We start from the raw sequence: 20,664 nt of genomic DNA on the forward strand, positions 1-20,664 counted from the left end.
GATATCGGCATTGCCTTACAACTATACTCGGTTAGTCACAGAACGGGAACGTAAGTATGCGCTGCCTTATCATCCACAACCCGGCATCGGGCCCCAGCTCAGATGAAATCTACGCATTCACGTACGCCCTCGCGCAGGGCGGCGACGAGGTCGTGATGCGTTTTATCGGCGATGGCATGGAACCCGAAGACGCCGTGGCAGACGTGCGCGAGTTTGATCGCGTGGTGATTTCGGGCGGCGACGGCACCGTCTCCAACGTACTCGACCAAATGCGCGGATGCGGCGTCCCCACGCTCGTCTTCCCCTCCGGCACAGCCTGCCTGTTCTTTAACAACATCGGTAATGCCCCCGAGGCAGCGGCACTTGCCAAGGCCTGCCGTGCCGGTCGCACGGTCAAAGTGGACATGGGCGAGCTCTTTTGGCTCGACGAGAACGGCAACGAAAGGCGCCACGGCTTTATCATCATCGCCGGCTCGGGCTTCGACGCCGAGATCATGATGAAGGCCGCCCCTACCAAAAACGACATCGGCGAGATCGCCTACTTCCTCTCCGCGCTCGCCACGCCCAACCCCACGGTGGCGCACTTTACCATCGAGCATGACGGCATTGTCGAGGAGCTCGATGGCATCTGCTGCATGGCCGGCAACAGCTCGGTCATCCAAAACGACATCAACCTGTTCCCCAACTGCCGCATGAACGACGGCATGGTCGACATTGCGGTCATCGAACCCGTGCGCACCGTGCAGCTGCTGCCTACCGTGATCACCGCTGCGCTTGACCCCGCCGGCAAGGTACTCGGGCGCCCACAGTTCAAGATCATCCAGACCAAGGAAGCCAAGATCACCTGCACCCCGTCACTGGGCATGCAGTTCGATGGCGAGATTATCTCCAGCAATTCGGGCGTCTTTGGAGCCCGCGCGCTTCCGCAATGCCTCGACCTCATCGTCGACGAATTCTCCCCGCTCGGAAAATAGGAGGACCCTATGAACGACAATCCCCTGATCGGCTTTATTGTCATCGTCTTGGCCATGCTCGTCGGTTACGCCATCAACGTGATTCACCGCCGAAAGAAGTAAATCCACATTGGTATGATATTCATCCAGTTATCGACTCTCCCACTGTTTATGCATTCGTCAAACAGCGGGGGATTTTCATTTCGGGCATTCCCAGCTACTTTATTCGGCTACAGTAATTACAGGGCGTCTTTATTAAAGTAAAGCTGCAAACTGAGTACGATTAACCGTTCATCGCATATTTCATCACGCTTATCGAGTAAGTTTCTTTCATAGATGAATATTGTTTCCAGTTCGTTACGCTAATGAGGTGTCTTTATTGGCTGAAGCCCTCTGGCGACAGAGGGCTTTCGCACGCTGGGAGGGAAAATGAGGAAAACTCGCCCCGTCAACGCGCTCAAGAAGCTAGGCATAGGCCTCGCCTTTGGAGCTGCGACCATCATGTCCATGCCGACATCTGCGCTCGCCTGCACGCAGATGTACATGGGCAAAAACCTAACAGCCGACGGCAACACATATTATGGTCGCGCCGAGGACTTTGGCCCGCGCTACCTCAAGCACTTTGGCATTGAGCCGTCGCATGCCCCCGGGTATACCTACGGCTCAGACGAGTCCGACTTCTCATACAGGTCGACCAAGACTACATATCGTTATAGCTACGTGCGCGATCATCCTTCGCAGTGGCACGGGCGCTATGATGCCTACTCTGAGGCAGGCATCAACGAGAAGGGCGTGTCCTGCTCCGCAACGCTGACCACCAACATGAACGATAAAGCCGCCAAGGCAGACCCCCTGACCGACACTGGCATTGGCGAGTATAGCTACGGCAGCGTTATCTTAGGCGAAAGTGCCAAAGCACGTGAGGGTGTCGAGCTCCTCGGCAAGATCATCGACGAGCAGGGCGCCAACGGCAACGATCAGATTATCATCGCCGACAGCAACGAGACTTGGCTGTTTGCCGCACTTTCCGGCCACCAGTGGATCGCCATGAAGCTCGCCGATGACGTCGCCTCACTCAACCCCAACATCGGCGGACTCAATTACGATGTCAACCTTGATGACGCCGAGAACTGCCTCCACTCCGAGGGCATCCAGACCATGCCCGAGAAAAATGGCTTCGCCGAGTACACCGACGGCAAGTTCGACGTTGCCAAGACCTATGGCAAAAGCGTCGCCGATTCCGGCGTTCATCAGTGGACTCGCTATGTCCAGGGCCGCGATTACTTCATGGCCCCGTTGACCAAGGGTGCGGATTACGACATCGTCACGGTTAAACCGGAAAAAGGCCCCGACCAAATCGGAGCCATGGTCAGCGAGATCCAGCCCCTGTTCTTCAAGCCCGACAAGTCCGACTGGAACACCTTTGAGATGATCCGTGCATTTGGCAACCGCGGCGAAAATGTCCCCGGCCTCAACGCCAACGCCGACGGTGTCTACGCCATCGGCACCGAAAGAAGCACCGAGACCAACCTCTTCCAGATCCGTCAGGGCATGGACCCCGAGATCGCGACCATTCAGTGGGAGATGCTCTCCCGCGCCGCCTACTCCGTCGCTATTCCTCTGTACTCTGCACTGCTCACCGAGGTCAGCCCCTACTTCAGCAATCAGGATGTCTCCTACGATCACTGCGAAGAGACGGACATCGTGAACAACGAGGAGCCCGAGAACTCCATCAACTACGTCCTCATGGACATTAGTTCCCTCTGCTACGAGCACCGCGAGCAGCTCGGCACCGGCGTTCGCGCCTACCTCGACGCTCTCCAGAACGAGCTCATCGAGCAGAACCTTGAGGTCGATGCTGCTATGCAGGCCGAGACCACCACTGAGGGCCGCACCGCCCTGGCAAACAAGGCCGGCAAGGCTGCCACTGAGAACACCTACGTCAAGTGCAAGGCCCTTCTCCAGGAGATGCGCGCTTATCTGAAGGCTGAGGATTTCAGCACGCCCTTCACCCCGAGCGACCTGAACACCGAGACCAACGGCCTCAAGGTGTCCATCACCTACGCCAAGGACGCTCTTGCCACCGACCCGGTAACCCCGGATCAGCCTGGCACCCCCGAGCAGCCTGGTACTCCTGAGCAGCCCGGTACCCCCGAGCAGCCCGCTAAGCCCGAGCAGCCCGCTAAGCCCGAGCAGCCCACCACCAAGCCCGAGAAGCCTGGCAAGTCCGACACCACGACCACAGTAACCACCAACAAGACGAACACCAAGGGCGGCCTGCCCACCACCGGTGATAGTTTTGATGGCCGCGTGGTGGCTGCATTCGCCATCGCTGGCGTTGCCGTCATCTCCGCAGGCGGTTACTTCCTCTACCGTCGCAATAAGGAGTAACGTCTTAGCTGAGCGGGCGAGGCAGCAATGGCAGCCTCGCCCGCTTAGCCCGCTCTTTTGACCGACGGGAAACCCGCCTGAAATCTTTTTAAAAAAGATTTCCCCGCACACACTTCGCTGTGCTATAGTGCAGCGCAACAGCAACTAGGTGCGACCGCGCCACGGCATCACGAAAGGAGCCACCAACATGAAGAACACGATGAAATCTCTCAACAACTGGTGGTGGCGTGATGCGAATACGATCGGTCGACAGTGAGTCCCTCACGCCTGTTTTTGCGCTCTAGGTGATTGAAAGGCCTCCGGTTTCGACCGGGGGCCTTTTTCTATCTCGAGCCCGATCGCATTCGCATCACGCGCCTCCGCTTTCTTCTCTTGCACTTCCCCTCCGAAAGGATTTTCACCATGTCTCAGAACACCACCGCCACCCAGCCCCGCACCGTCCATACCGCCGATCGCGGCAAACTCGATGTCCGCGCCCTCGTCCTGCTCGCCATCCTGCTCGCCGCCGGCTTCATCCTCAACTTCACCGTCGGCAAGGCAATCTCGGGCATCTCGGGCGGCATGATCAGCCCCGAGTTCATCATCTCGGCCTTCTGCCTCACCATCCTGGTCGTTCGCCCCAACATCGGCCAGGCGCTCGTCATTGGCCTCATCTCGGCTGCCGTGATCCAGATCACCACCACTTCGCCGTTCGTCGATTTTGCCGCCGAGGGCATCGCCGCCATGCTCATGGCCGGCATCGTCAACGCCGCCGGCAAGAACGGTCAGGTCAAACCCGCCATCGCCATTGTCGCAACCTTCCTGACCACCTTTGTCTCGGGCGTCATCTTCATGGTCATCAAGATGGCCATGCTCGGCGTGGTGGGCGAGCTCGCCGCCGCCATGCTGCCCGTCGTCGCCATGACCGCCGTCTTTAACGCCATTCTGGTCGGTGCCCTCTACCTGCCCATCCAGAAGGCCCTGAAGCTCAACTAACCTGCCCGGCTTTACGAGCCACCCCAACGCTCCACCAGCAAAGACTGTCCCAAACAACTAGTTTTTGGGGACGTTCTTAAACGACTGGTCATGTAAGAACGTCCCCAATGACTATGAAAGGTATCCATGGAAACGATCATCAACGTCGACGATGTCTCGTTCTCCTATGGCACGCAGACCGAGCGGGCGCTCAGCCACATCTCGCTCAGCGTGAACAAGGGAGATTTCATCGGCATCATCGGGCCCTCGGGCGCCGGCAAGTCCACGCTTGCCGCCTGCCTGTCGGGTGCCGTGCCCCACCACTACACCGGCACGTTCTTTGGGGCCGTCATGGTAGACGGCCACGACACCTGCGAAGCCTCGCTCACCGACGTGTCGCAAATCGTCGGCAGTGTGCTGCAGGATATCGACACGCAGATGGTCGCTTCGGTCGTCGAGGACGAGATGCTCTTTGGCCTCGAGAACTTTGGCGTTCCCCACGACCAGATCGAGCAGCGCGTGAGCGAAACGCTCGAGACCGTCGGCATCGGCGACTTGCGCGACCGCGAGATCGCCACCCTCTCGGGCGGACAGAAGCAAAAGGTAGCCATCGCCGCCATCCTCGCCATGCGTCCGCGCGTCTTGGTTCTCGACGAGCCCACCGCGGCACTCGACCCCGCCAGCTCCACATTGGTCTTCGAGACGCTGCGTGAGGCAAACCGCACACTTGGAATCACCATCGTCGTCGTTGAGCAAAAGGTCGCCCTGCTCTCGGAGTACTGCAACCGCGTGCTCGTGCTTAACCATGGCGAAATCTCGCTGCAGGGCGAACCACACGAGGTCTTCGCGCATACCGACGAGCTCCGTGCCATCGGCGTCGACTGCCCTCGCGTCACGCGTATCTTCAATAGCCTCGAGGCCGATGGCCTGGTAAGCGGTACCCCTTGCTTGGATGTCGACGAGGCCGAGCGCCTGATTTCGGGCATCGTCGACCCCGCACACGCGGCCAGCGAAGCCCAGGCGCCCGCCGGCTCCCCGCATGCACCGTCGTTGCTCCCTCATGCCAAGGACGCCGAGCCCGTGCTCACCTTCGATCACGTTGAGTTTGCCTATCCCAATGGCGGCGCCGCCGTCCACAACCTTAGCCTGACGCTCTATCCTGGCGAGCTCGTGGGCATCGTCGGCCAAAACGGTGCCGGCAAGACCACGCTCACCAAGCTGCTCACAGGCCTGCTCAAGCCCGCCTCGGGCAGCGTGCGCGTCACGGGGCTGGACACCGCAGCCGTTCCCACGAGCCGCATCGCCCGCGAAGTCGCAACCCTCTTCCAAAACCCCGACCGCCAGATCTGCAAGGATACCGTACTCGACGAGGTCGCTTTTGGCCTAGAGCTTGCCGGCATCGACCGTGCCGAGGCTCTGCGTCGCGCTCGACTCGTTATCGACCGCTTTGGCCTGCCTGCCGATGAGGCACCTTTCTCGCTTTCGCGCGGCCAGCGACAAATGGTGGCGCTTGCCTCCGTCGTAGTTGTTGAGCCCAAGATCGTCGTGCTCGACGAGCCCACGAGCGGCCTTGATTACCGCGAGTGCATGACCGTCATGGAAACGGTGCGCACCATGGCCGAGCGCGGCTGCGCCGTGATTATGGTCTGTCACGACATGGAAGTCGTTTCCGACTTTGCCGAGCGTATCGTAGTAATGGCCGACGGTCGCATCCTCGACCGCGGCCGCACGCACGAGCTATTCTCGAACATCGATCTCATGCGGCGTGCCTACGTGGAGCCTCCCCAGGTTATTGAACTCTCGCGCCGTCTGGCATCTTCCGTCTCGCCCGCTTTTGCGCAGGTGAGCGAGGTCACCGATGTCGTTCGCATTACCAAGGAGATGGTCCACCGTGGTTAACGTCATCGACTACATGCCGGGCGATACGCTGCTGCATCGCCTGAACCCCGTCGTCAAACTGGGCCTCGCCGCCGCCATCATCGTCGGCATCTTCTTGTCCGACACCTACGTGGCGCTGCTGGGCTTTTTGGTGCTCACCCTTGCACTGGGTGCCTATGCCGGCGTCGTCGACCGTCTGTTCTCGCTGCTCAAGTTGCTGATTCCGCTCGCGCTTATCATGCTGGTGCTCCAGCTGGCCTTTATGCGCGATGGCAACGTGGTGTGGGGCTTTATCACCGACACGGGCCTCATCACAGGATCGAAGGCCTGTCTGCGCCTGCTGGGCGTGGCGTTACCACTCATCCTCATGCTCATGGTGACCAAGCTCAACGACCTTGCCAACGCCTGCGTCGAGGTGCTGCACGTGCCGTATCGCTATGCCTTCACCTTTACCACGGCGCTGCGCTTTGTTCCGGTGTTTGGTCAGGAGATGAACGCCATCATGGAAGCGCAGACCGCACGCGGCGTCGAGTACGACACCAAGAACCCCATCAAGAAGCTTAAGCTCATGCTGCCACTGTGCGTGCCACTGCTCATCTCGAGCGTGGGCAAGACCGATGCCACAGCCTTGGCGGCAGAACAGCGCGGCTTCTATCTGCGTACACGCGCCAGCTCGTACAAGCGCTACCCCATCAAGGGCCTGGACATCGCCGTGCTCGTCGTCAGCATCGCCCTCATCGCCATCGGCTTCCTGTTCTAGTTCGCCACCGACAGCAACCGCCCAACGCAAAAGGCCTCGGCTCGCACCAAACGAGACGAGGCCTTTACTGTTTCACCAGATAAAACCTACCAAAATGAACCTGTCCCTTTTTGGCAGGTCGAGGGCTACAGGCGGTAGGGGGCGCCGCTGCGGATGATGGATTCGCGCACCAGGACGTCCATGGCGTCAAGGGTGATCTCGGGCATCTCGCGGTACTTCTGCAGCACCGAGAGCTCCGTGCAGGCCAGGATGACGCGATCGCAGCCGCTGCGGGCGAACTCCCACATCACGCGGTCGAACTTATCCATATCGGGTTCGCGTCCCGCCTTTACGTCGTCGTAAATCAGCGACATTACATCAGCTTGGCGCTTCTCACTGGGATAGACGACCTCGACGCCCGCAGCCTCGCACTCGCGCCCATAGACGCCGGCACCCACGGTGCCGTCGGTACCCATGATGCCGATCTTGCGCACCGGCTCGGACGGCATGCTCAGGTTGGGATCGAACTCGCACTCCCCCATCACCGCGCCCGCCAGGGCATAGCGCACCGACTCGCGCGGCATGTGGATAATCGGCACCTTGGTAAACGACTGAATCTGATCGTAGAAGTAGTGCGACGTGTTGCAGGGAATGGCAATGTGCGTGCAGCCCAGCGTCTCGAGTGCCTGAGCGCACTCCTTCATGGTCGCCAGCAACTCGGCATGCTCGCCGGTCTTGATGGCCAGCGTACGGTCGGGCATGGTCGACTTGGAAAGCACCACCATGTCGATATGCTCCTGATCACAGGTAGCAGCCGTATGACGCACGACCTGGTCGTAGTAATACGACGTGGCCTCGGCGCCCATGCCGCCGATAACTCCCAGCTTTTCCATCGCCGCCTCCTTGGTGACGCCCACACAATTGCTCGCATCATACCCGCGCCCGTCCGATGCAAACCGGGCGGGCGCCGCGCTCATCTACTTGTAATACGTCTTGAACAGCTTAAAGTGACGCAACTTGGTGTGCCACATGCGCAGCCAGCGGTTAAAGACAAAGTCGCCCTTCATAAACGAAGGATCGGCAGCCTTGCCCTCCTTGGCCAGACGGTGTGCCTTCGCACGCAGCTCGGGGTCCTTGACATACTTGTCAACGACGCCCATGGGAACGACCATCCACAGAGCCTCGTCCTGTGCCGTCACAAATTCCGGCTCAAACGGGCGGTTATAGACGTACTCATCCACCACGTATTTAGCAACGTTAAAGCCGCTATTGGTGACATAGTAATTACTGCGGCCCTGACGCGTGTTGAAGTCGAAGAACTTAAACGAACCGTCGCGCTCGTCGTACTTAACGTCAAAGTTGGAGAAGCCCGTAAACTTAAGGTCCTCAAGCAGCTTGCGCACGCCATCCATGAGTTCGTCGTTGGGCTCAGTGATGATGCAGGCGTGGTTGCCGACACCATGGGGCTGATGCTCCTCGAGCAGCACGTGACCCAGGCACATCATGCGAACCTTGCCGTTGCGGTCGGAATAACTGGTAAGCACGCGCATGTACTCGTCGTTGCCGGGCACGCGGTCCTGCAAGATGAGGTCATCGGTGTAGCCGCTGGCGTACACATCGCGAATGACCTGCTCCAGCTCGGCGCGATCGGCAATCTCGTAGGCCTTCTTCTGACCCTCGAACTCGTGCTCCCACCACATGATGCCGTCAGAGGGCTTCAGAATCATCGGGAAGGGGAAGTCGATCTGGTCGAGCACCTCGGCGGGAGCCTCGCCTTGGGCGTTGAGCATCGCCATGGTAAAGGTAAACGTGTGCGGATAGGGCACACCGTGCTTCTCGCACAGCTCGTAGAAGATCTCCTTCTTCTGGCACTGCTCGAGCATGCTGTAGGGCGCATAGGGCGCGATGACGTTCGAGGCAAGCTGGCCGGCGTCCTGAGCCTGCGCGGCAAGCGCGACGTAGTTGTCGCCGCAGCCCATGAGAATAATCTTCTTATCAGGATTGGCCTGTGCGACGCCGTTAACGGTCTCGATCATGACCGGCATGGTATCGATATTCACGTTGGGCGTGTAATCGATAATTTGGCTGCGATACGCGGGGCCGGTCTGGTACTTGCCAAAGACCAGGCTCTTAACCTGATACTCCTCGTAGAAAGCGCGCGCCACCGAATACGCGTTGATGTCGCCGCCGAGCAGCACGGGGATAAACTCGCGCTCTGTAAACTGCAATGCCATGGAAACTTCCTATCTAGAACTGTCCCAGAACGGGCGGTCTTTGAGCAACCGTTCTATTTTAGCGTGCCGAGCCGCCGGCACCCAAAGCTCCACCGTATCTATGGCAATCGGTGCGACCATCCAGCGATGGGATGGCGCTCACCGGTGTATGACACCCGGCAGTGAACCCACCGTTGTTGTAGGATTCAATATATCGATATCCTCGAGCGAAAGGCGCACGCGTGCCCCAAGACCATCCGACCGACAACCCCATCCTCAAGGCCGCAAGGCGCGAACTGACGGAGCGCGCACAAACGACCGCTCCTCTGCGCACGGCAGACGATGCCTACAGCGGGTCCGCCCGCATCGTCTCAATCAACACATCGGCGCACAAGGGAACGCGCAAAACACCCGTCGCCGATGGGCACGACACCGTCATCAAGCAATTTGGCCTTGCCTCAGACGCGCACGCCGGACATTGGCACCGCCAAGTCTCGTTTTTGTCAGCGGAGTCCATCAATACGGCACGGACACGCGGGCTCGATGTGCGCGAGGGCGACTTTGGAGAGAACTTCACCACCCAGGGCATCAACCTGCTCTCGCTCCCCCTGGGAACGCAGCTCAAGCTCGGCAGCGAAGTACTCGTCGAAATCAGCCAGATCGGCAAAGTCTGCCACACCCGCTGTGCCATCTACTATCTCGCCGGCGACTGCATCTTCCCCCACGAGGGCATTTTTGGCGTCGTGCTGCAGGGCGGAGAAGTCCATATCGGTGACGACATACAGGTGGTCAAGCTCGGCGATGGCACCTGTTCCTTCACTCCCGCCGAGGCACTCAAAGAGGTGGAGCAGGCTCGTCGCGATGGAACCCTGTAGTTGCAAAACCCCACGTGAGGGCAACTTTTACAGCCAAAAACCCTCACAAACAGGGTTCCGTAACGTTAAAGTTGAACTCTATGGTTTCTCAACAATTCGCTATAACTGCAGGTCAAAGCCAAAGCCTCAAGTTTAACTTGACCCTTTGATACCTTTAAGGTTCAAGTTGAGGTCGAAAGCAGTAGTAGAATACACTTCGACCAATAACCTACGATTGATTGCAGAGGGACTGGATGCAGCATTCGAACCATCGCACCGCAGCGCTCATCGCGTCGAAGCCGGCTCGCATTATCACGAGCGCCGCGCTCGCCGTTGCGCTGACGGCCACGCCGATGCTCTCCCCCGTCGCGGCCTATGCCGCCTCGCAGGCAACGCAGGATCAGCTTTCCGCCGCCCAGAAAAAGATCGAGGACGCTACGAGCGCCTACAACGACGCCCGCACCAAGCTCGAGGATCTGCAAAAGCAGATAGACTCCAATGAGGCAAACATCGAAAAGATTGAGGCCGAGCTGCCCGAGCAGCAGGCCAAGGCAAGCTCCGCCATGCGCGATCTGTATAAGTACCAGAAGGGCACCAGCCCCATCGTGAGCTTCCTGGTGAACACGCAAAGCCTGGGCGACTTTATCACCACTTGCAAGTACACCAACCAGATCACCAGCTCGAGCGTCGACGAGATCGAAGAACTCAACAAGATGCAGACTGAACTCGAGCAGAACAAGACCGAACTCGATCAGGCTAAGTCTCAACTCGAGGGCGAACAGAAAAATGCCGAGGATGCACTGGCGCAGGCTCAGCAGCTCCGCAGCGAGGCGCAGGCAAAGGCCGAGCAGGAAAATGCCGCCGAGCTGGCAAAGCTCGAGGCCGACAAGGCCGCTGCCGCCGAGAAGCTCGCGGGTACCGGCGTGAGTGGCAATAACTCCAACAGTCAGGCCACCAACTCCAACACCACCATCGATACCACGGTGAACAAACCCAATACCGGCAACGCCGATTACGACTCGTTTATCAACGAGTGGACAAGCCGCATCGACAACTACCTTGCCGGCTCCCCTATGGCAGGCCAGGGCTACAACTTTGCCGTTGCCGCCTGGAACACCGGCGTAGATCCTCGCTGGTCTCCCGCCATCGCCTGCATCGAAAGCAGCAAGGGCCTCTATTGTGCCGGCTCCTATAACGCCTGGGGCTGGAGCGCCCGCGGCGGCGGCTGGCGGAGCTTTGGTAGCTGGAGCGAGGGCGTGTCTGCCCACGTTGCCTACCTAGGCGCCAACTATGGCTCCACGCTTACCCCGGCAGCGGCCAAAAAGTACTGCCCGCCCACGTGGCAGGACTGGTACAACAAGGTTGCTTCCCAGATGAACCGCATTTAAGCTCGCAAGCCTCAACTGCAAAGGGCCCCAAACGGGGCCCTTTTTCGTATATCTAGGAGACGACGCCCGTCGCGTTGCCGATAACGACGACAACGCACATAACGGCAAACATAAACCCGAGCGCTTTGAACCATAGTTCGACAAAGGCGCCTCCCCGATACCGATCGAGCACGGGAAAGCGACGCCGAAGCCTGCGGCGGTCGAGCATACCAAACGTAATAAGCAGCACCAAGCCATCGACCATAAAGAAATACTCAAGCGCTAAAAACCACATTGGATAGTTGCGGTTTTCACCTGTCGGCGTAAATACCGCAAAATGGCTGCCCATCAGCAGCAACAATGTTGTCGCGTAGACGCATCCGTTCCATATGCGCCCCACGGGCTCGGGGATACGCGAGAGCAGGCTTACGCACTTGGACGCCAAGGGCTCGGACGCCGAGGACGAGATGGTCGAATGCTGACTTGTAGAAGGTGAAAGCGCAGGGGTAACCGGTTGCTGCACCCGATGCGCTTGCGGCACCGCGGTCTGGGACACGGCGGCGGCAGGAGCCGTTGTGAGCGACGACGCAGGGGCGCACAAGCCGTACGCTGCGCGCGCAGCATTGCCCAAAGCCTTTGCACTTGCAAAACGTTTGGCGGGATCGAGCGCCATCGCCGTGCAAATCACATCCGTCAGCGGGACGGGAATGCCATGCGCCTCGCATTGCTCGCGCATGTCACGCCCGGGTTTGGGATCAGCCCCCGTTAGGCAGAAGAACAGCAGCGCGCCGAGCGCATAAATATCGCTACGCACGCTCGTCTGCCCAAAACCGTACTGTTCGGGCGGCGCATAAGAACGCGTGCCAAACTTAACCGTGTCGGCATCGGCTCCGTCACGCCATACCCGCGCAATCCCCAAATCGATAATCACCAGCGACGAGAAGGTCATGCCAGCATCGGGCGCATAGTTCGCGCCCGACACGATGATATTCGAGGGCTTCAGATCGCGGTGAATCACCGGCGCAGCCATCTCCCCCGCCGACGCAAAGCCGGCATGGAGCTCGGCGGCCGCATCGCAAAGGGCGCCAAACAGCTCGCAAGCATAATCGGGCGTCGCGCCCAGGCGCCCCACGAGCGCCTCGAGCGTCTCACCTTCGACATATTCCATCACCACATCGAGTTCCTCGCCCGCGCGGCGGCAGTCGACGATCCGGGGTAAGTGTTCAAAACGGCGTCCGGCCTGTTGAGCCGCAAACAAGCGCTCATAGGCCCCGCCAATTTGCGCCGAAGCATCGATGCGCTTACGGACAAAGGGGCCAAGCGAACCGCCGCCAGAACCCTCAAAGTACACAAGCTCGGTTGTCTCGACATCCGAGCACTTGAGTGCCCGCTCCACGCGATAGCTATCATCACGCTCGAGCGACGCCAGGTGCCCGGCAAGCGCGGCGGTTAACTCATCATCGGAATATGTTGGGCTCTGAGTATCCATGGCGTCCATCATAGCGCAGGGCGCGGACACCCCATGGCATCCACGCCCTGTTCGTTCGCATAGTTGTTTCGGCAACAGCCAACTCAGCCATCGGCCGCTAACTCACCGTCTCCTCGCCAAAGCGATACAGTTCCTCGTTGACCTTTTGCAGGCTGCAGCCGCGATCGATACAAAAGATGACAATCGCATCGCGACGGTCCTTACAGTTGAGGACGCTTACCCCGGCAGCCGTCAGAGCGCGGTTGGTCTCCTTGAGCGTCAACGCCATCGCAAAGGCAATCTGCAGCACCTTATTACGGCTTGGGTGGCGCGCACCGGTAAAAATCTGATAACCAAAGGTCTCGTTGAGGTCGGCCATGCGCACCACGCGCGAGCGCTCTAAGCCCTTTTCCTGCAGCAGCTGCTTAAGGTAGTCCGAAAGCGACGGGGCGGCAAAGTCGTGTTCTTTGATATAGCCATCGATGTTTGGCGCGTCGAGGAGCTCATCGAGCAGCTCGTCCGTCAGCTTTTTATCGGGCATACGACCTCACCTCCCCATACGGCGCAACAGCAGCGACATGCTAGGCCAGCACCCAGCTTGCAGTGGCAGACTTATCAAACATATTGGCAAAATACAGTGCCTTCTTGATATCGCCGTCAAAGTAGATATTGCCCGCCACGGAGCCACCGGCGGCAAGGGTACCAGACTGCAGCTCATCGGAGCCCTCGCTGTAGTAACCCTGATTCTGTTGAGCCCCGTTGGCGTCCTCGCCCTTCCAGTCGTAGATATTGTAATCTGCGCCCTCATCGCCATTGTTGACGTACGTGACGTGAATGCCCGTCATGGTCGAACCGTCAAAATTGACAAGACCGGCCTGAACGGAATCGACGGTGACGGAAAGACCGGCGGCCGTGGTCACGGTCGCGCCGACAGCCAGGTCGGTCGTAGGCTGCTCTTCCTTCTTCGCCCCTTCCTTCTTATCGCCATCGCCAGCGTCCTCGGTGACGGTCGCCTTATCGCTACCACAACCGGCAAGAAGACCGGCAATCCCCAAGGCGACAGTGGCGAATGCGCTCAGTGCAGCGCGACGGCTCAGCAGCGCTTCGTTTTCGAGCTTTTTCATTATGCATCCTTCCTACGATCCGGCTACCGCGCCGGCACACATCACATCGTAGGAAGGATTGAACTTGAATTCATTAGCTGAGAGCTAAGGTTGCGGTAAATGACCAATGCAGTTATCCAAACGCCGAGCAAACGCACTTTGCTCGACCGTCTGCTGGCAGTGCATCAACCCACCGTGACGGATTCCCCGGTAAAGGCGCTCACAAGCAACAGGATAAAGAAGGCCAAATAGCTGATGCTCAGCAGGTAGGCGATGATCAAAAAGGCAATCCATCCTACATTGGTCTTACCTTCGGCGCGGCGTTGCTCGCGAGAACGGCGCAGCCAGACCGTCACGCCAATGGCCACAATCAACAGCACAAGTGCTGCCGCGGCCAGTCCAGCAAGCGCAAACATCACGCCAATGCTCACAGCAATAACCGGGAGCAGCAGCAAGCCGCACCCACACCCACCCGGACTATACACGGCAGTCTGTCGGCGTCGTTCCATCGTCACTCCAACCTCAACATCTTTGAGCGCTACAACGCAACGGCCTGCTGAACGGGAACGATCTTATCCAGTTCCGGTTCGATGCGCTTCTTCTCCGCCTCGAGATCAAACGCTATCTGAGCGCGCAGCCAATAACCATCCGTCAGGCCAAAGTAGCGGCAAAGGCGAAGGTCGGTGTCGGCCGTCACACGACGCCTTCCCAAGATAATCTGTCCAATGCGTTGAGCCGGAATCCCGGTCTCCTTAGCAAGGCGATATTGAGAAATGCCCATGGGGACAAGAAATTCCTCTTTGAGAAGTTCGCCAGGAGTCACCGGCGGCAGCAAATCAGACGCAGTCTCATCACTTGTGATAATCGACGATTTCGACATTCCAAGCCATCCCCTGTCTCCACTCAAAACAGACCCGATAGCGCTCATTGACACGGATACTATATTGACCGGCGCGATCGCCCTTCAACGCTTCAAGACGATTGCCTGGCGGAACGCGAAGATCATCAAGCGAAGCGCAGATCTGCAGTTGGCGAATCTTCCTCAAGGCGACCCGCTCAAAAGGAATGAACTTCCTAATCCGCGCACCCATTGCAAAGCGTTCAGTGTCTTCATCTTTATATGATGCAATCATAGTATCGCCTTACGTTAATAACGTCAAACGTTTCTATAGACTTACATCTCTATTATACCGTACATCTGTTCGTGTTTTCTAGAACAGGCATCCTTCGACACTTAAGCAAGCAAAAGCAATCGTTTGTAGACGTCGAGGCCTTTGAGTAGGATTTCCTCGTCAAAGAGCATAGTATCAGTATGCAGGGCACTCGTGGCATAGGCGGGGCAGCCCTCGGCGTCGCTCGGATTATCCTGACTGACAGGAACGCCCGTGCCCAACAGGAAGAACACGCCCGGCAGATGGCGCTGATAGAAGGCGAAGTCCTCGGCAATCAGCAGCGGCTCGTCCACGAGCTGTAACTCCGGCAGAGCAGGCGCGATTCGGGCAAATAACTCAGGGTCGTTATCGACCGGCGGATAGCCCTCGGCAAAGTCGAGATTGTACGTGCAGCCCGTTGCAGTGCATGCCTTATCAAGCACGCGGCGTACGCCCTCGCGCGCGCGGTCGAACATGTCGTCCGTAAACACACGCAGGCTGCCGGCAACATGAGCCTCCCCCGCCACCGCATTGCAGACGGTACCGGCCTGCAGCAGACCAAACTTGCCGATACAGGGCTCGTCGGTGCCCAGCTCGTCCATCAGCTCGCGCTCGGCAACCAAAAACTTCGCTGCCGCCAACGCGGCATCGTGCGACTCCTCGATCGGAACACCATAGGTCTTAGCGATATGGATGCTCGTCCCGTGAATATGAATGTGTGTCTCACTCGAGCGCGCCAGCAATGGGCCGGAGCGGCTCGCCAACGTGTTCGCAGGCAGGTCGGGCCATACGTGGAACCCGAAGACACGGTCCGCCCCGTAGCGCTCAAACACCCCGCTCTCACAAACTGTCTTGGCGCCACCGGTCGTCTCCTCGGCAGGCTGAAACACAAAGAGCACGTTGCGCCTAATGGCGCCCGGCTGCTCGCGAATCGTACGGTCGACATACGTCGCGGCGGCAAGTGCCATAGCCATGTGTCCATCGTGGCCGCAAGCGTGCATCTTGCCGGGATGGGTCGAGGCAAAGGCCGCACCCGTCGCCTCCGCGATGGGCAGCGCGTCCATATCGGCGCGAATCGCCGTGGCATGCGCGGTGCCCGTGCCAGCATCGAAGAAAGCACAGACGCAGCTGGGGCACGGATGGATCACTTCACAGGCAAGCGAGGCGAGCACGCCCTCGATATAGGCTATGGTTTGAGGAAGATCGAAATCGAGCTCCGGAATGCGATGCAGGTCGCGACGATAGCGACGAAGTTCTTGGAGCTCGGTCATATTGGTTCCCTTCATAGGTGCGCGTCGGTTGCCATCTATTGTGCCGCAAGATTGCCACACCCTTGTTTCTAGCATGTCCCTGCATTTTTTAAACGTTATATACGAATACTCTTGTTTGGTAAAGTGCAACGTGGTAGGGTCGTTACCACTTGATAGAGGCGCGGGCACGAAGAACCGCGGGCGAGCCGGCAGGCTTTGACCCCGTGGGGAGGCGAAACCCGCCGAACTGGGTTTTTTGGGCACGAACAACCTGGTGGGCCTGCGGGAAACACCCGCAGGACTGCCTGCAGCAATGCGGGAGCGCTATCCGGACATTGGGTCCACGCTATGCGGATTCGATGCGCAGATGGCGCCGTCTGGATAGCGAGGTTTACGGGACATGACATTGACCCCCAACGAGGCGTATGCGGCCAAGCAGCCGTTTGTGGACAAGGAGACGCTCGAGCATATCGTCGAGCAGTTCCCCACGCCATTTCATCTATATGACGAAGCGGGCATCCGCCGCAATATGCAAGAGGTACGCGACGCTTTTGCATGGAACCCGGGCTTTAAGGAGTACTTTGCCGTCAAGGCCAATCCCAACCCGGCGCTCATCTCCATTCTCAACGAATACGGCTGCGGCTGCGATTGCTCGAGCTATACCGAGCTCATGATCGCCCGCTCGCTGGGCATCACCGGACACGACATCATGTTCTCGTCCAACGACACGCCGGCGGCGGACTTTGAGCTTGCCGACAAGCTAGGCGCCATCGTCAACTTTGACGACATCAGCCATATCGAGTTCTTTGAGCGCGTCGCAGGGCCCATCCCCAAGACGGTCAGTTGCCGCTTTAATCCGGGTGGCCTGTTCCAGCTCTCCAATGGCATCATGGATAACCCCGGCGACTCCAAATACGGCATGACCACCGAGCAGCTCTTCGAGGCCTTCCGTATGCTCAAGGCCAAGGGCGCCGAAGACTTTGGCATCCACGCATTCCTTGCCAGCAACACCGTCACCAACGACTACTACCCCAAGCTTGCGCGCATCCTCTTTGAGCTTGCCGTGCGCCTGGAGCGCAAGACCGGCGCACACGTCGCCTTCATCAACCTGTCCGGTGGCGTCGGCATCCCCTACCTGCCCGAGCAGCAGGCTAACGACATCCGTGCCATCGGCGAGGGCGTACACGCGGCCTACGACGAGATCTTGGTTCCCGCCGGCATGGGCGATGTGGCGATTTGCACCGAGATGGGTCGCTTTATGATGGGCCCCTACGGCTGCCTGGTGACCAAGGCCATCCACGAAAAGCAGATCTACAAGGACTATATCGGCGTGGACGCAAGCGCCGTCGATCTGATCCGTCCTGCCATGTATGGCGCTTACCACCACATTACGGTGATGGGACAGCCGGGTGGCGCCGACAAGACCGCAGCACCCGTTACGGACACCTACGACATCACGGGCAATCTGTGTGAGAACAATGACAAGTTCGCCATTGATCGCGAGTTGCCGCATATCGACATGGGCGACCTGCTCGTGATCCACGATACCGGCGCGCATGGCTACTCCATGGGCTACAACTACAACGGCCGTCTGCGCTCCGCCGAGGTGCTGCTGCGCCCCGATGGCTCGGCCGACCTCATCCGCCGTGCTGAGCGCCCGGGCGATTACTTTGCCACGCTCGACGTGCTGCCTAGCGGCCGAGAGCTGCTGGCCAAGTCGCGCGCCGAAAGTGCCCGCCGTCGCGCCCAGGACGAGCGTCTGGCCGTCGCCGCTCAGTGGAACAAACGCATCCAGATCGCGGAAGCGAAGGAGAAGAACATGGATATCCGCAACCTCGAGGGTTCGATCGTCGCCCTCGTCACGCCGTTTAAAAAGGACGGAAGCGTCGACTTTGACGCGCTCGAGCGCCTTATCGATTTCCACCTGCAAAACGGTACCGACGCCATCCTCACCCTGGGCACCACCGGCGAGAGCGCCACGATGACTGACGATGAGGACAACTCCGTTGTCGCCGCGGTGGTCAAGCAGGTTGCAGGCCGTGTCCCCGTCATCGCCGGCTCGGGCTCCAACTCCACGCAGACCATGCTCACCAAGTCGCTCACCTATCAGGGCCTGGGCGCCGATGGCCTGCTGCTCATTACCCCCTACTACAACAAGTCCAACGAGGAGGGCATCTACCAGCACTTTAAGACCGTTGCCGATGCCGTAGATATCCCCTGCATCCTGTACAACATCCCCGGCCGCTGCGGCTGCGGCATCAGCGAGCGCAACGTAGAGCGCTTGGCCGCGCACCCCAACATCATGGGTATTAAAGAAGCCTCGGGCAACGTCGCCTACGCGGCCAAGATCGCCCACCTGCTGTCCGATGACTTCCGCATGTACTCGGGCGAGGACGCCCTCACCGTGCCGCTCATGAGCCTGGGCGCCTCGGGCACCATCAGTGTGTGGGCCGATGTTCAGCCGCAGCTCGTGCACGACATGTGCCGCGCCTATCTGGACGGCGACGTAGCGCGCGCCCGCGATATCCAGATTGCCGGCCAGCCGCTCATCAATGCCCTCTTTAGCGAGGTCAACCCCATCCCAGTTAAGGAAGCGCTCGCCCAGATGGGTATGATCGAGGCAAACTACCGCATGCCGCTGTGCCCCATGGCCAACGACACGCGAGCCGCACTTACCGATGCTCTGAAGGGAGCTGGTCTGCTTGATTAAGACCGTCATTATGGGAACGGGCCGCATGGGCTCGCTCATCCGCACTACCGCCGAAGGCATTGTCGACGCCGCCGGGCAGCCCGTTTTTGATATCGTGGCCCACATCGGCTTCGACTTGTCCGAGCTCGAGAGCGCCCCGGCAGCCGACGTCATCATCGACTTCTCGAACGTCGTGACCTTCGATGCCGTCGTCGCCTATGTCGAGTGCACGGGCGCGGCGTTGGTCTCGGGCACTACAGGCTACACACCCGAGCAGATGGATCGCCTGCGCGAGCTGGGTCAGAACGCCCGCGTCATGCACTCCGGCAATTACTCCATCGGTATCGCAGCCCTGCGTCATCTGGTAGCACAGGCCACACGCGAGCTGCCCGGCTTTGACTGCGAAATCGTCGAGACGCACCATAACCAAAAGGTCGATGCCCCCAGCGGCACTGCAAAGCTGCTGCTCGACGCCGTAGTCGAGGCCGAGCCCAAGGCAGGCTACCACCCCGTCTATGGCCGCGAGGGCATGTGCGGAGCGCGCGACCCCAAGGAGATCGGCATGCACTCGCTGCGCGGTGGCACTGTCGCCGGCGTGCACGAAGTGAGTTTCTTTGGCCAAGACGAAGAAGTCACGCTCACGCATCGCGCCACAAGCCGTCAGATCTTCGTCAACGGCGCCCTGGCAGCCGCGCAGAAGCTCGTCACCCGCGAGCACGGCTTCTATACGTTCGACCAGGTCATGTTTGCCTAACCAGGTATCAACCGGATCCACCCAAAGGAGAGACAGCAAATGAGCAATGCAGCCGAGATGGATGCCCAGGAGATTATCAACTACATCGCCACAGCGCCCAAAAAGACGCCCGTCAAACTGTACGTGCGCGAGAAGCCCGGCATGAAGGTCCAGTGGGGCAATGCGCACGTCTACGGCGGTCGTCGTGGCAAGACCGTCTTTGGTGACTGGGATGAGCTCAAAGCCATCCTTGATGCCAATGCCGATTCCATCGATTACTACGATGTGGAGAACGATTGCCGCAACTCCGCCGTGCCCATGCTCGACCTTAAGGGCATCAACGCCCGCATCGAGCCGGGCGCGATCATCCGTGACCGCGTCGAGATCGGCGATCGCGCCGTCATCATGATGGGTGCCATCATCAATATCGGCTCCGTCATCGGTGAGGGCTCCATGATCGACATGGGCGCCGTGCTGGGCGGCCGCGCCACAGTGGGCAAGAACTGCCACATCGGCGCTGGAACCGTGTTGGCAGGCGTCGTTGAACCCGCAAGCGCCACGCCCGTCATCATCGAGGACGATGTCATGATCGGCGCCAACGCCGTGGTCCTGGAAGGCGTGCACGTAGGCAAGGGCGCTGTCGTTGCCGCCGGCGCCGTGTGCGTCGAGGACGTCCCCGCTGGTGCCGTCGTGGCCGGCGTCCCCGCCCGCGTCATCAAGATGCGCGACGAGAAGACCGACAGCAAGACCGGACTCGAGGAAGGCTTACGCCGGCTGTAGAAGTTACGCGGTTTTACCAAACCGCGTAACGGCTCGACGCTGCAAACGCCCCTAAGCGGCAATCTGACGTTCAATCGTCGGTCGCGTACCGAAGTACGCTTCCCTCCTCTTTCACGTCACCTTGCTCGCCTAGGGGCGTTT

At 59.4% G+C, this 20,664-nt stretch carries 19 protein-coding genes and 1 riboswitch; of the genes, 10 read left to right on the top strand and 9 right to left on the bottom strand.

What is annotated here, in order from left to right; all coding sequences use genetic code 11:
• The first annotated feature begins 56 nt into the window (after positions 1 to 56).
• From DWZ15_RS01600 to DWZ15_RS01620, 5 genes are all read left to right on the top strand, one after another.
• Entirely contained in the window at positions 57 to 974 is a 918-nt protein-coding gene (locus DWZ15_RS01600; protein WP_118448955.1) for a diacylglycerol kinase family protein, read from the top strand.
• Between the two features lie 408 nt (positions 975 to 1,382).
• A complete protein-coding gene (locus tag DWZ15_RS01605; RefSeq protein ID WP_118448958.1) occupies positions 1,383 to 3,344 on the top strand; it encodes a C69 family dipeptidase in 1,962 nt (653 codons plus the stop codon).
• Positions 3,345 to 3,746: 402 nt separating this feature from the next.
• The gene (locus DWZ15_RS01610; RefSeq protein WP_118448961.1) at positions 3,747 to 4,319 is read left to right on the top strand and encodes a hypothetical protein; all 573 of its coding nucleotides are present in this window, start codon (positions 3,747 to 3,749) and stop codon (positions 4,317 to 4,319) included.
• Positions 4,320 to 4,445: 126 nt separating this feature from the next.
• The gene (locus tag DWZ15_RS01615) at positions 4,446 to 6,197 is read left to right on the top strand and encodes an ABC transporter ATP-binding protein (RefSeq protein WP_118448963.1); all 1,752 of its coding nucleotides are present in this window, start codon (positions 4,446 to 4,448) and stop codon (positions 6,195 to 6,197) included.
• Positions 6,190 to 6,936: an energy-coupling factor transporter transmembrane protein EcfT gene (locus DWZ15_RS01620; RefSeq protein ID WP_118448966.1), complete on the top strand. Its 747-nt coding sequence runs from the start codon at positions 6,190 to 6,192 to the stop codon at positions 6,934 to 6,936. Before DWZ15_RS01615 ends, DWZ15_RS01620 begins: the two co-directional genes overlap by 8 nt.
• A gap of 125 nt (positions 6,937 to 7,061) precedes the next feature.
• Here the strand turns inward: DWZ15_RS01620 and DWZ15_RS01625 are convergent, their stop codons facing one another.
• Positions 7,062 to 7,808: an aspartate/glutamate racemase family protein gene (locus DWZ15_RS01625; protein ID WP_233544599.1), complete on the bottom strand. Its 747-nt coding sequence runs from the start codon at positions 7,806 to 7,808 to the stop codon at positions 7,062 to 7,064.
• A gap of 84 nt (positions 7,809 to 7,892) precedes the next feature.
• Complete coding sequence (locus tag DWZ15_RS01630; protein ID WP_118448972.1) at positions 7,893 to 9,149, bottom strand: ATP-grasp domain-containing protein; 1,257 nt, start codon at positions 9,147 to 9,149, stop codon at positions 7,893 to 7,895.
• A 221-nt stretch (positions 9,150 to 9,370) separates the two neighbouring features.
• Between DWZ15_RS01630 and DWZ15_RS01635 the strand changes: the two genes are divergently transcribed.
• On the top strand, positions 9,371 to 10,003 hold the full coding sequence (locus tag DWZ15_RS01635) for an MOSC domain-containing protein (protein WP_199580004.1): 633 nt from the start codon (positions 9,371 to 9,373) through the stop codon (positions 10,001 to 10,003).
• 233 nt (positions 10,004 to 10,236) lie between these two features.
• A complete protein-coding gene (locus DWZ15_RS01640) occupies positions 10,237 to 11,370 on the top strand; it encodes a glucosaminidase domain-containing protein (protein WP_118448975.1) in 1,134 nt (377 codons plus the stop codon).
• Between the two features lie 52 nt (positions 11,371 to 11,422).
• Here the strand turns inward: DWZ15_RS01640 and DWZ15_RS01645 are convergent, their stop codons facing one another.
• From DWZ15_RS01645 to DWZ15_RS01675, 7 genes are all read right to left on the bottom strand, one after another.
• The gene (locus DWZ15_RS01645) at positions 11,423 to 12,838 is read right to left on the bottom strand and encodes a serine/threonine-protein kinase (RefSeq protein WP_158572474.1); all 1,416 of its coding nucleotides are present in this window, start codon (positions 12,836 to 12,838) and stop codon (positions 11,423 to 11,425) included.
• A gap of 97 nt (positions 12,839 to 12,935) precedes the next feature.
• Positions 12,936 to 13,358 (bottom strand): XRE family transcriptional regulator, encoded by a 423-nt coding sequence (locus DWZ15_RS01650; protein WP_118448981.1) that lies wholly within the window; start codon positions 13,356 to 13,358, stop codon positions 12,936 to 12,938.
• A gap of 40 nt (positions 13,359 to 13,398) precedes the next feature.
• Complete coding sequence (locus tag DWZ15_RS01655) at positions 13,399 to 13,941, bottom strand: DUF4352 domain-containing protein (RefSeq protein ID WP_118448984.1); 543 nt, start codon at positions 13,939 to 13,941, stop codon at positions 13,399 to 13,401.
• Positions 13,942 to 14,105: 164 nt separating this feature from the next.
• Positions 14,106 to 14,375, bottom strand: a complete 270-nt coding sequence (locus DWZ15_RS01660) for a hypothetical protein (RefSeq protein ID WP_117564405.1) — start codon at positions 14,373 to 14,375, stop codon at positions 14,106 to 14,108.
• A gap of 83 nt (positions 14,376 to 14,458) precedes the next feature.
• Positions 14,459 to 14,800: a HigA family addiction module antitoxin gene (locus DWZ15_RS01665; RefSeq protein WP_118448987.1), complete on the bottom strand. Its 342-nt coding sequence runs from the start codon at positions 14,798 to 14,800 to the stop codon at positions 14,459 to 14,461.
• Complete coding sequence (locus DWZ15_RS01670; RefSeq protein WP_118448990.1) at positions 14,772 to 15,053, bottom strand: type II toxin-antitoxin system RelE/ParE family toxin; 282 nt, start codon at positions 15,051 to 15,053, stop codon at positions 14,772 to 14,774. The genes DWZ15_RS01665 and DWZ15_RS01670 overlap by 29 nt, the downstream gene beginning before the upstream one ends.
• Positions 15,054 to 15,154: 101 nt before the next feature.
• Entirely contained in the window at positions 15,155 to 16,342 is a 1,188-nt protein-coding gene (locus DWZ15_RS01675) for an N-acetyldiaminopimelate deacetylase (RefSeq protein WP_118448993.1), read from the bottom strand.
• Positions 16,343 to 16,487: 145 nt separating this feature from the next.
• Positions 16,488 to 16,656: riboswitch (Lysine riboswitch) on the top strand.
• A 65-nt stretch (positions 16,657 to 16,721) separates the two neighbouring features.
• On the opposite strand from DWZ15_RS01675, the gene dapA reads away from it, so the two are divergent.
• From dapA to dapD, 3 genes are read left to right on the top strand one after another with little or no spacing between them, the layout of a single operon-like run.
• Entirely contained in the window at positions 16,722 to 19,031 is a 2,310-nt protein-coding gene (dapA, locus tag DWZ15_RS10640; protein ID WP_118448996.1) for a 4-hydroxy-tetrahydrodipicolinate synthase, read from the top strand.
• Positions 19,024 to 19,764 carry a 4-hydroxy-tetrahydrodipicolinate reductase gene (gene dapB / locus DWZ15_RS01685; protein WP_199412215.1) on the top strand — a complete coding sequence of 247 codons (741 nt, stop codon included), beginning with the start codon at positions 19,024 to 19,026 and terminating at the stop codon, positions 19,762 to 19,764. Before dapA ends, dapB begins: the two co-directional genes overlap by 8 nt.
• Positions 19,765 to 19,803: 39 nt before the next feature.
• Positions 19,804 to 20,523, top strand: a complete 720-nt coding sequence (gene dapD, locus DWZ15_RS01690) for a 2,3,4,5-tetrahydropyridine-2,6-dicarboxylate N-acetyltransferase (protein WP_117637490.1) — start codon at positions 19,804 to 19,806, stop codon at positions 20,521 to 20,523.
• Positions 20,524 to 20,664 lie beyond the last annotated feature (141 nt).

Source organism: Collinsella sp. AF29-7AC, from assembly GCF_003475665.1.
In the GTDB taxonomy this organism is placed as follows: domain Bacteria; phylum Actinomycetota; class Coriobacteriia; order Coriobacteriales; family Coriobacteriaceae; genus Collinsella.

Excerpts from the sequence above, each read along its gene's own strand:
- DWZ15_RS01640 (WP_118448975.1), top strand. The coding sequence starts at position 10,237 with ATGCAGCATTCGAACCATCGCACCGCAGCGCTCATCGCGTCGAAGCCG.
- dapA (WP_118448996.1), top strand. The coding sequence starts at position 16,722 with ATGACATTGACCCCCAACGAGGCGTATGCGGCCAAGCAGCCGTTTGTG.
- DWZ15_RS01605 (WP_118448958.1), top strand. The coding sequence starts at position 1,383 with ATGAGGAAAACTCGCCCCGTCAACGCGCTCAAGAAGCTAGGCATAGGC.
- DWZ15_RS01630 (WP_118448972.1), bottom strand. The coding sequence starts at position 9,149 with ATGGCATTGCAGTTTACAGAGCGCGAGTTTATCCCCGTGCTGCTCGGC.
- DWZ15_RS01650 (WP_118448981.1), bottom strand. The coding sequence starts at position 13,358 with ATGCCCGATAAAAAGCTGACGGACGAGCTGCTCGATGAGCTCCTCGAC.
- DWZ15_RS01600 (WP_118448955.1), top strand. The coding sequence starts at position 57 with ATGCGCTGCCTTATCATCCACAACCCGGCATCGGGCCCCAGCTCAGAT.
- DWZ15_RS01610 (WP_118448961.1), top strand. The coding sequence starts at position 3,747 with ATGTCTCAGAACACCACCGCCACCCAGCCCCGCACCGTCCATACCGCC.
- DWZ15_RS01670 (WP_118448990.1), bottom strand. The coding sequence starts at position 15,053 with ATGATTGCATCATATAAAGATGAAGACACTGAACGCTTTGCAATGGGT.
- DWZ15_RS01665 (WP_118448987.1), bottom strand. The coding sequence starts at position 14,800 with ATGTCGAAATCGTCGATTATCACAAGTGATGAGACTGCGTCTGATTTG.
- DWZ15_RS01645 (WP_158572474.1), bottom strand. The coding sequence starts at position 12,838 with ATGGATACTCAGAGCCCAACATATTCCGATGATGAGTTAACCGCCGCG.
- DWZ15_RS01615 (WP_118448963.1), top strand. The coding sequence starts at position 4,446 with ATGGAAACGATCATCAACGTCGACGATGTCTCGTTCTCCTATGGCACG.
- dapD (WP_117637490.1), top strand. The coding sequence starts at position 19,804 with ATGAGCAATGCAGCCGAGATGGATGCCCAGGAGATTATCAACTACATC.
- DWZ15_RS01625 (WP_233544599.1), bottom strand. The coding sequence starts at position 7,808 with ATGGAAAAGCTGGGAGTTATCGGCGGCATGGGCGCCGAGGCCACGTCG.
- DWZ15_RS01655 (WP_118448984.1), bottom strand. The coding sequence starts at position 13,941 with ATGAAAAAGCTCGAAAACGAAGCGCTGCTGAGCCGTCGCGCTGCACTG.
- DWZ15_RS01675 (WP_118448993.1), bottom strand. The coding sequence starts at position 16,342 with ATGACCGAGCTCCAAGAACTTCGTCGCTATCGTCGCGACCTGCATCGC.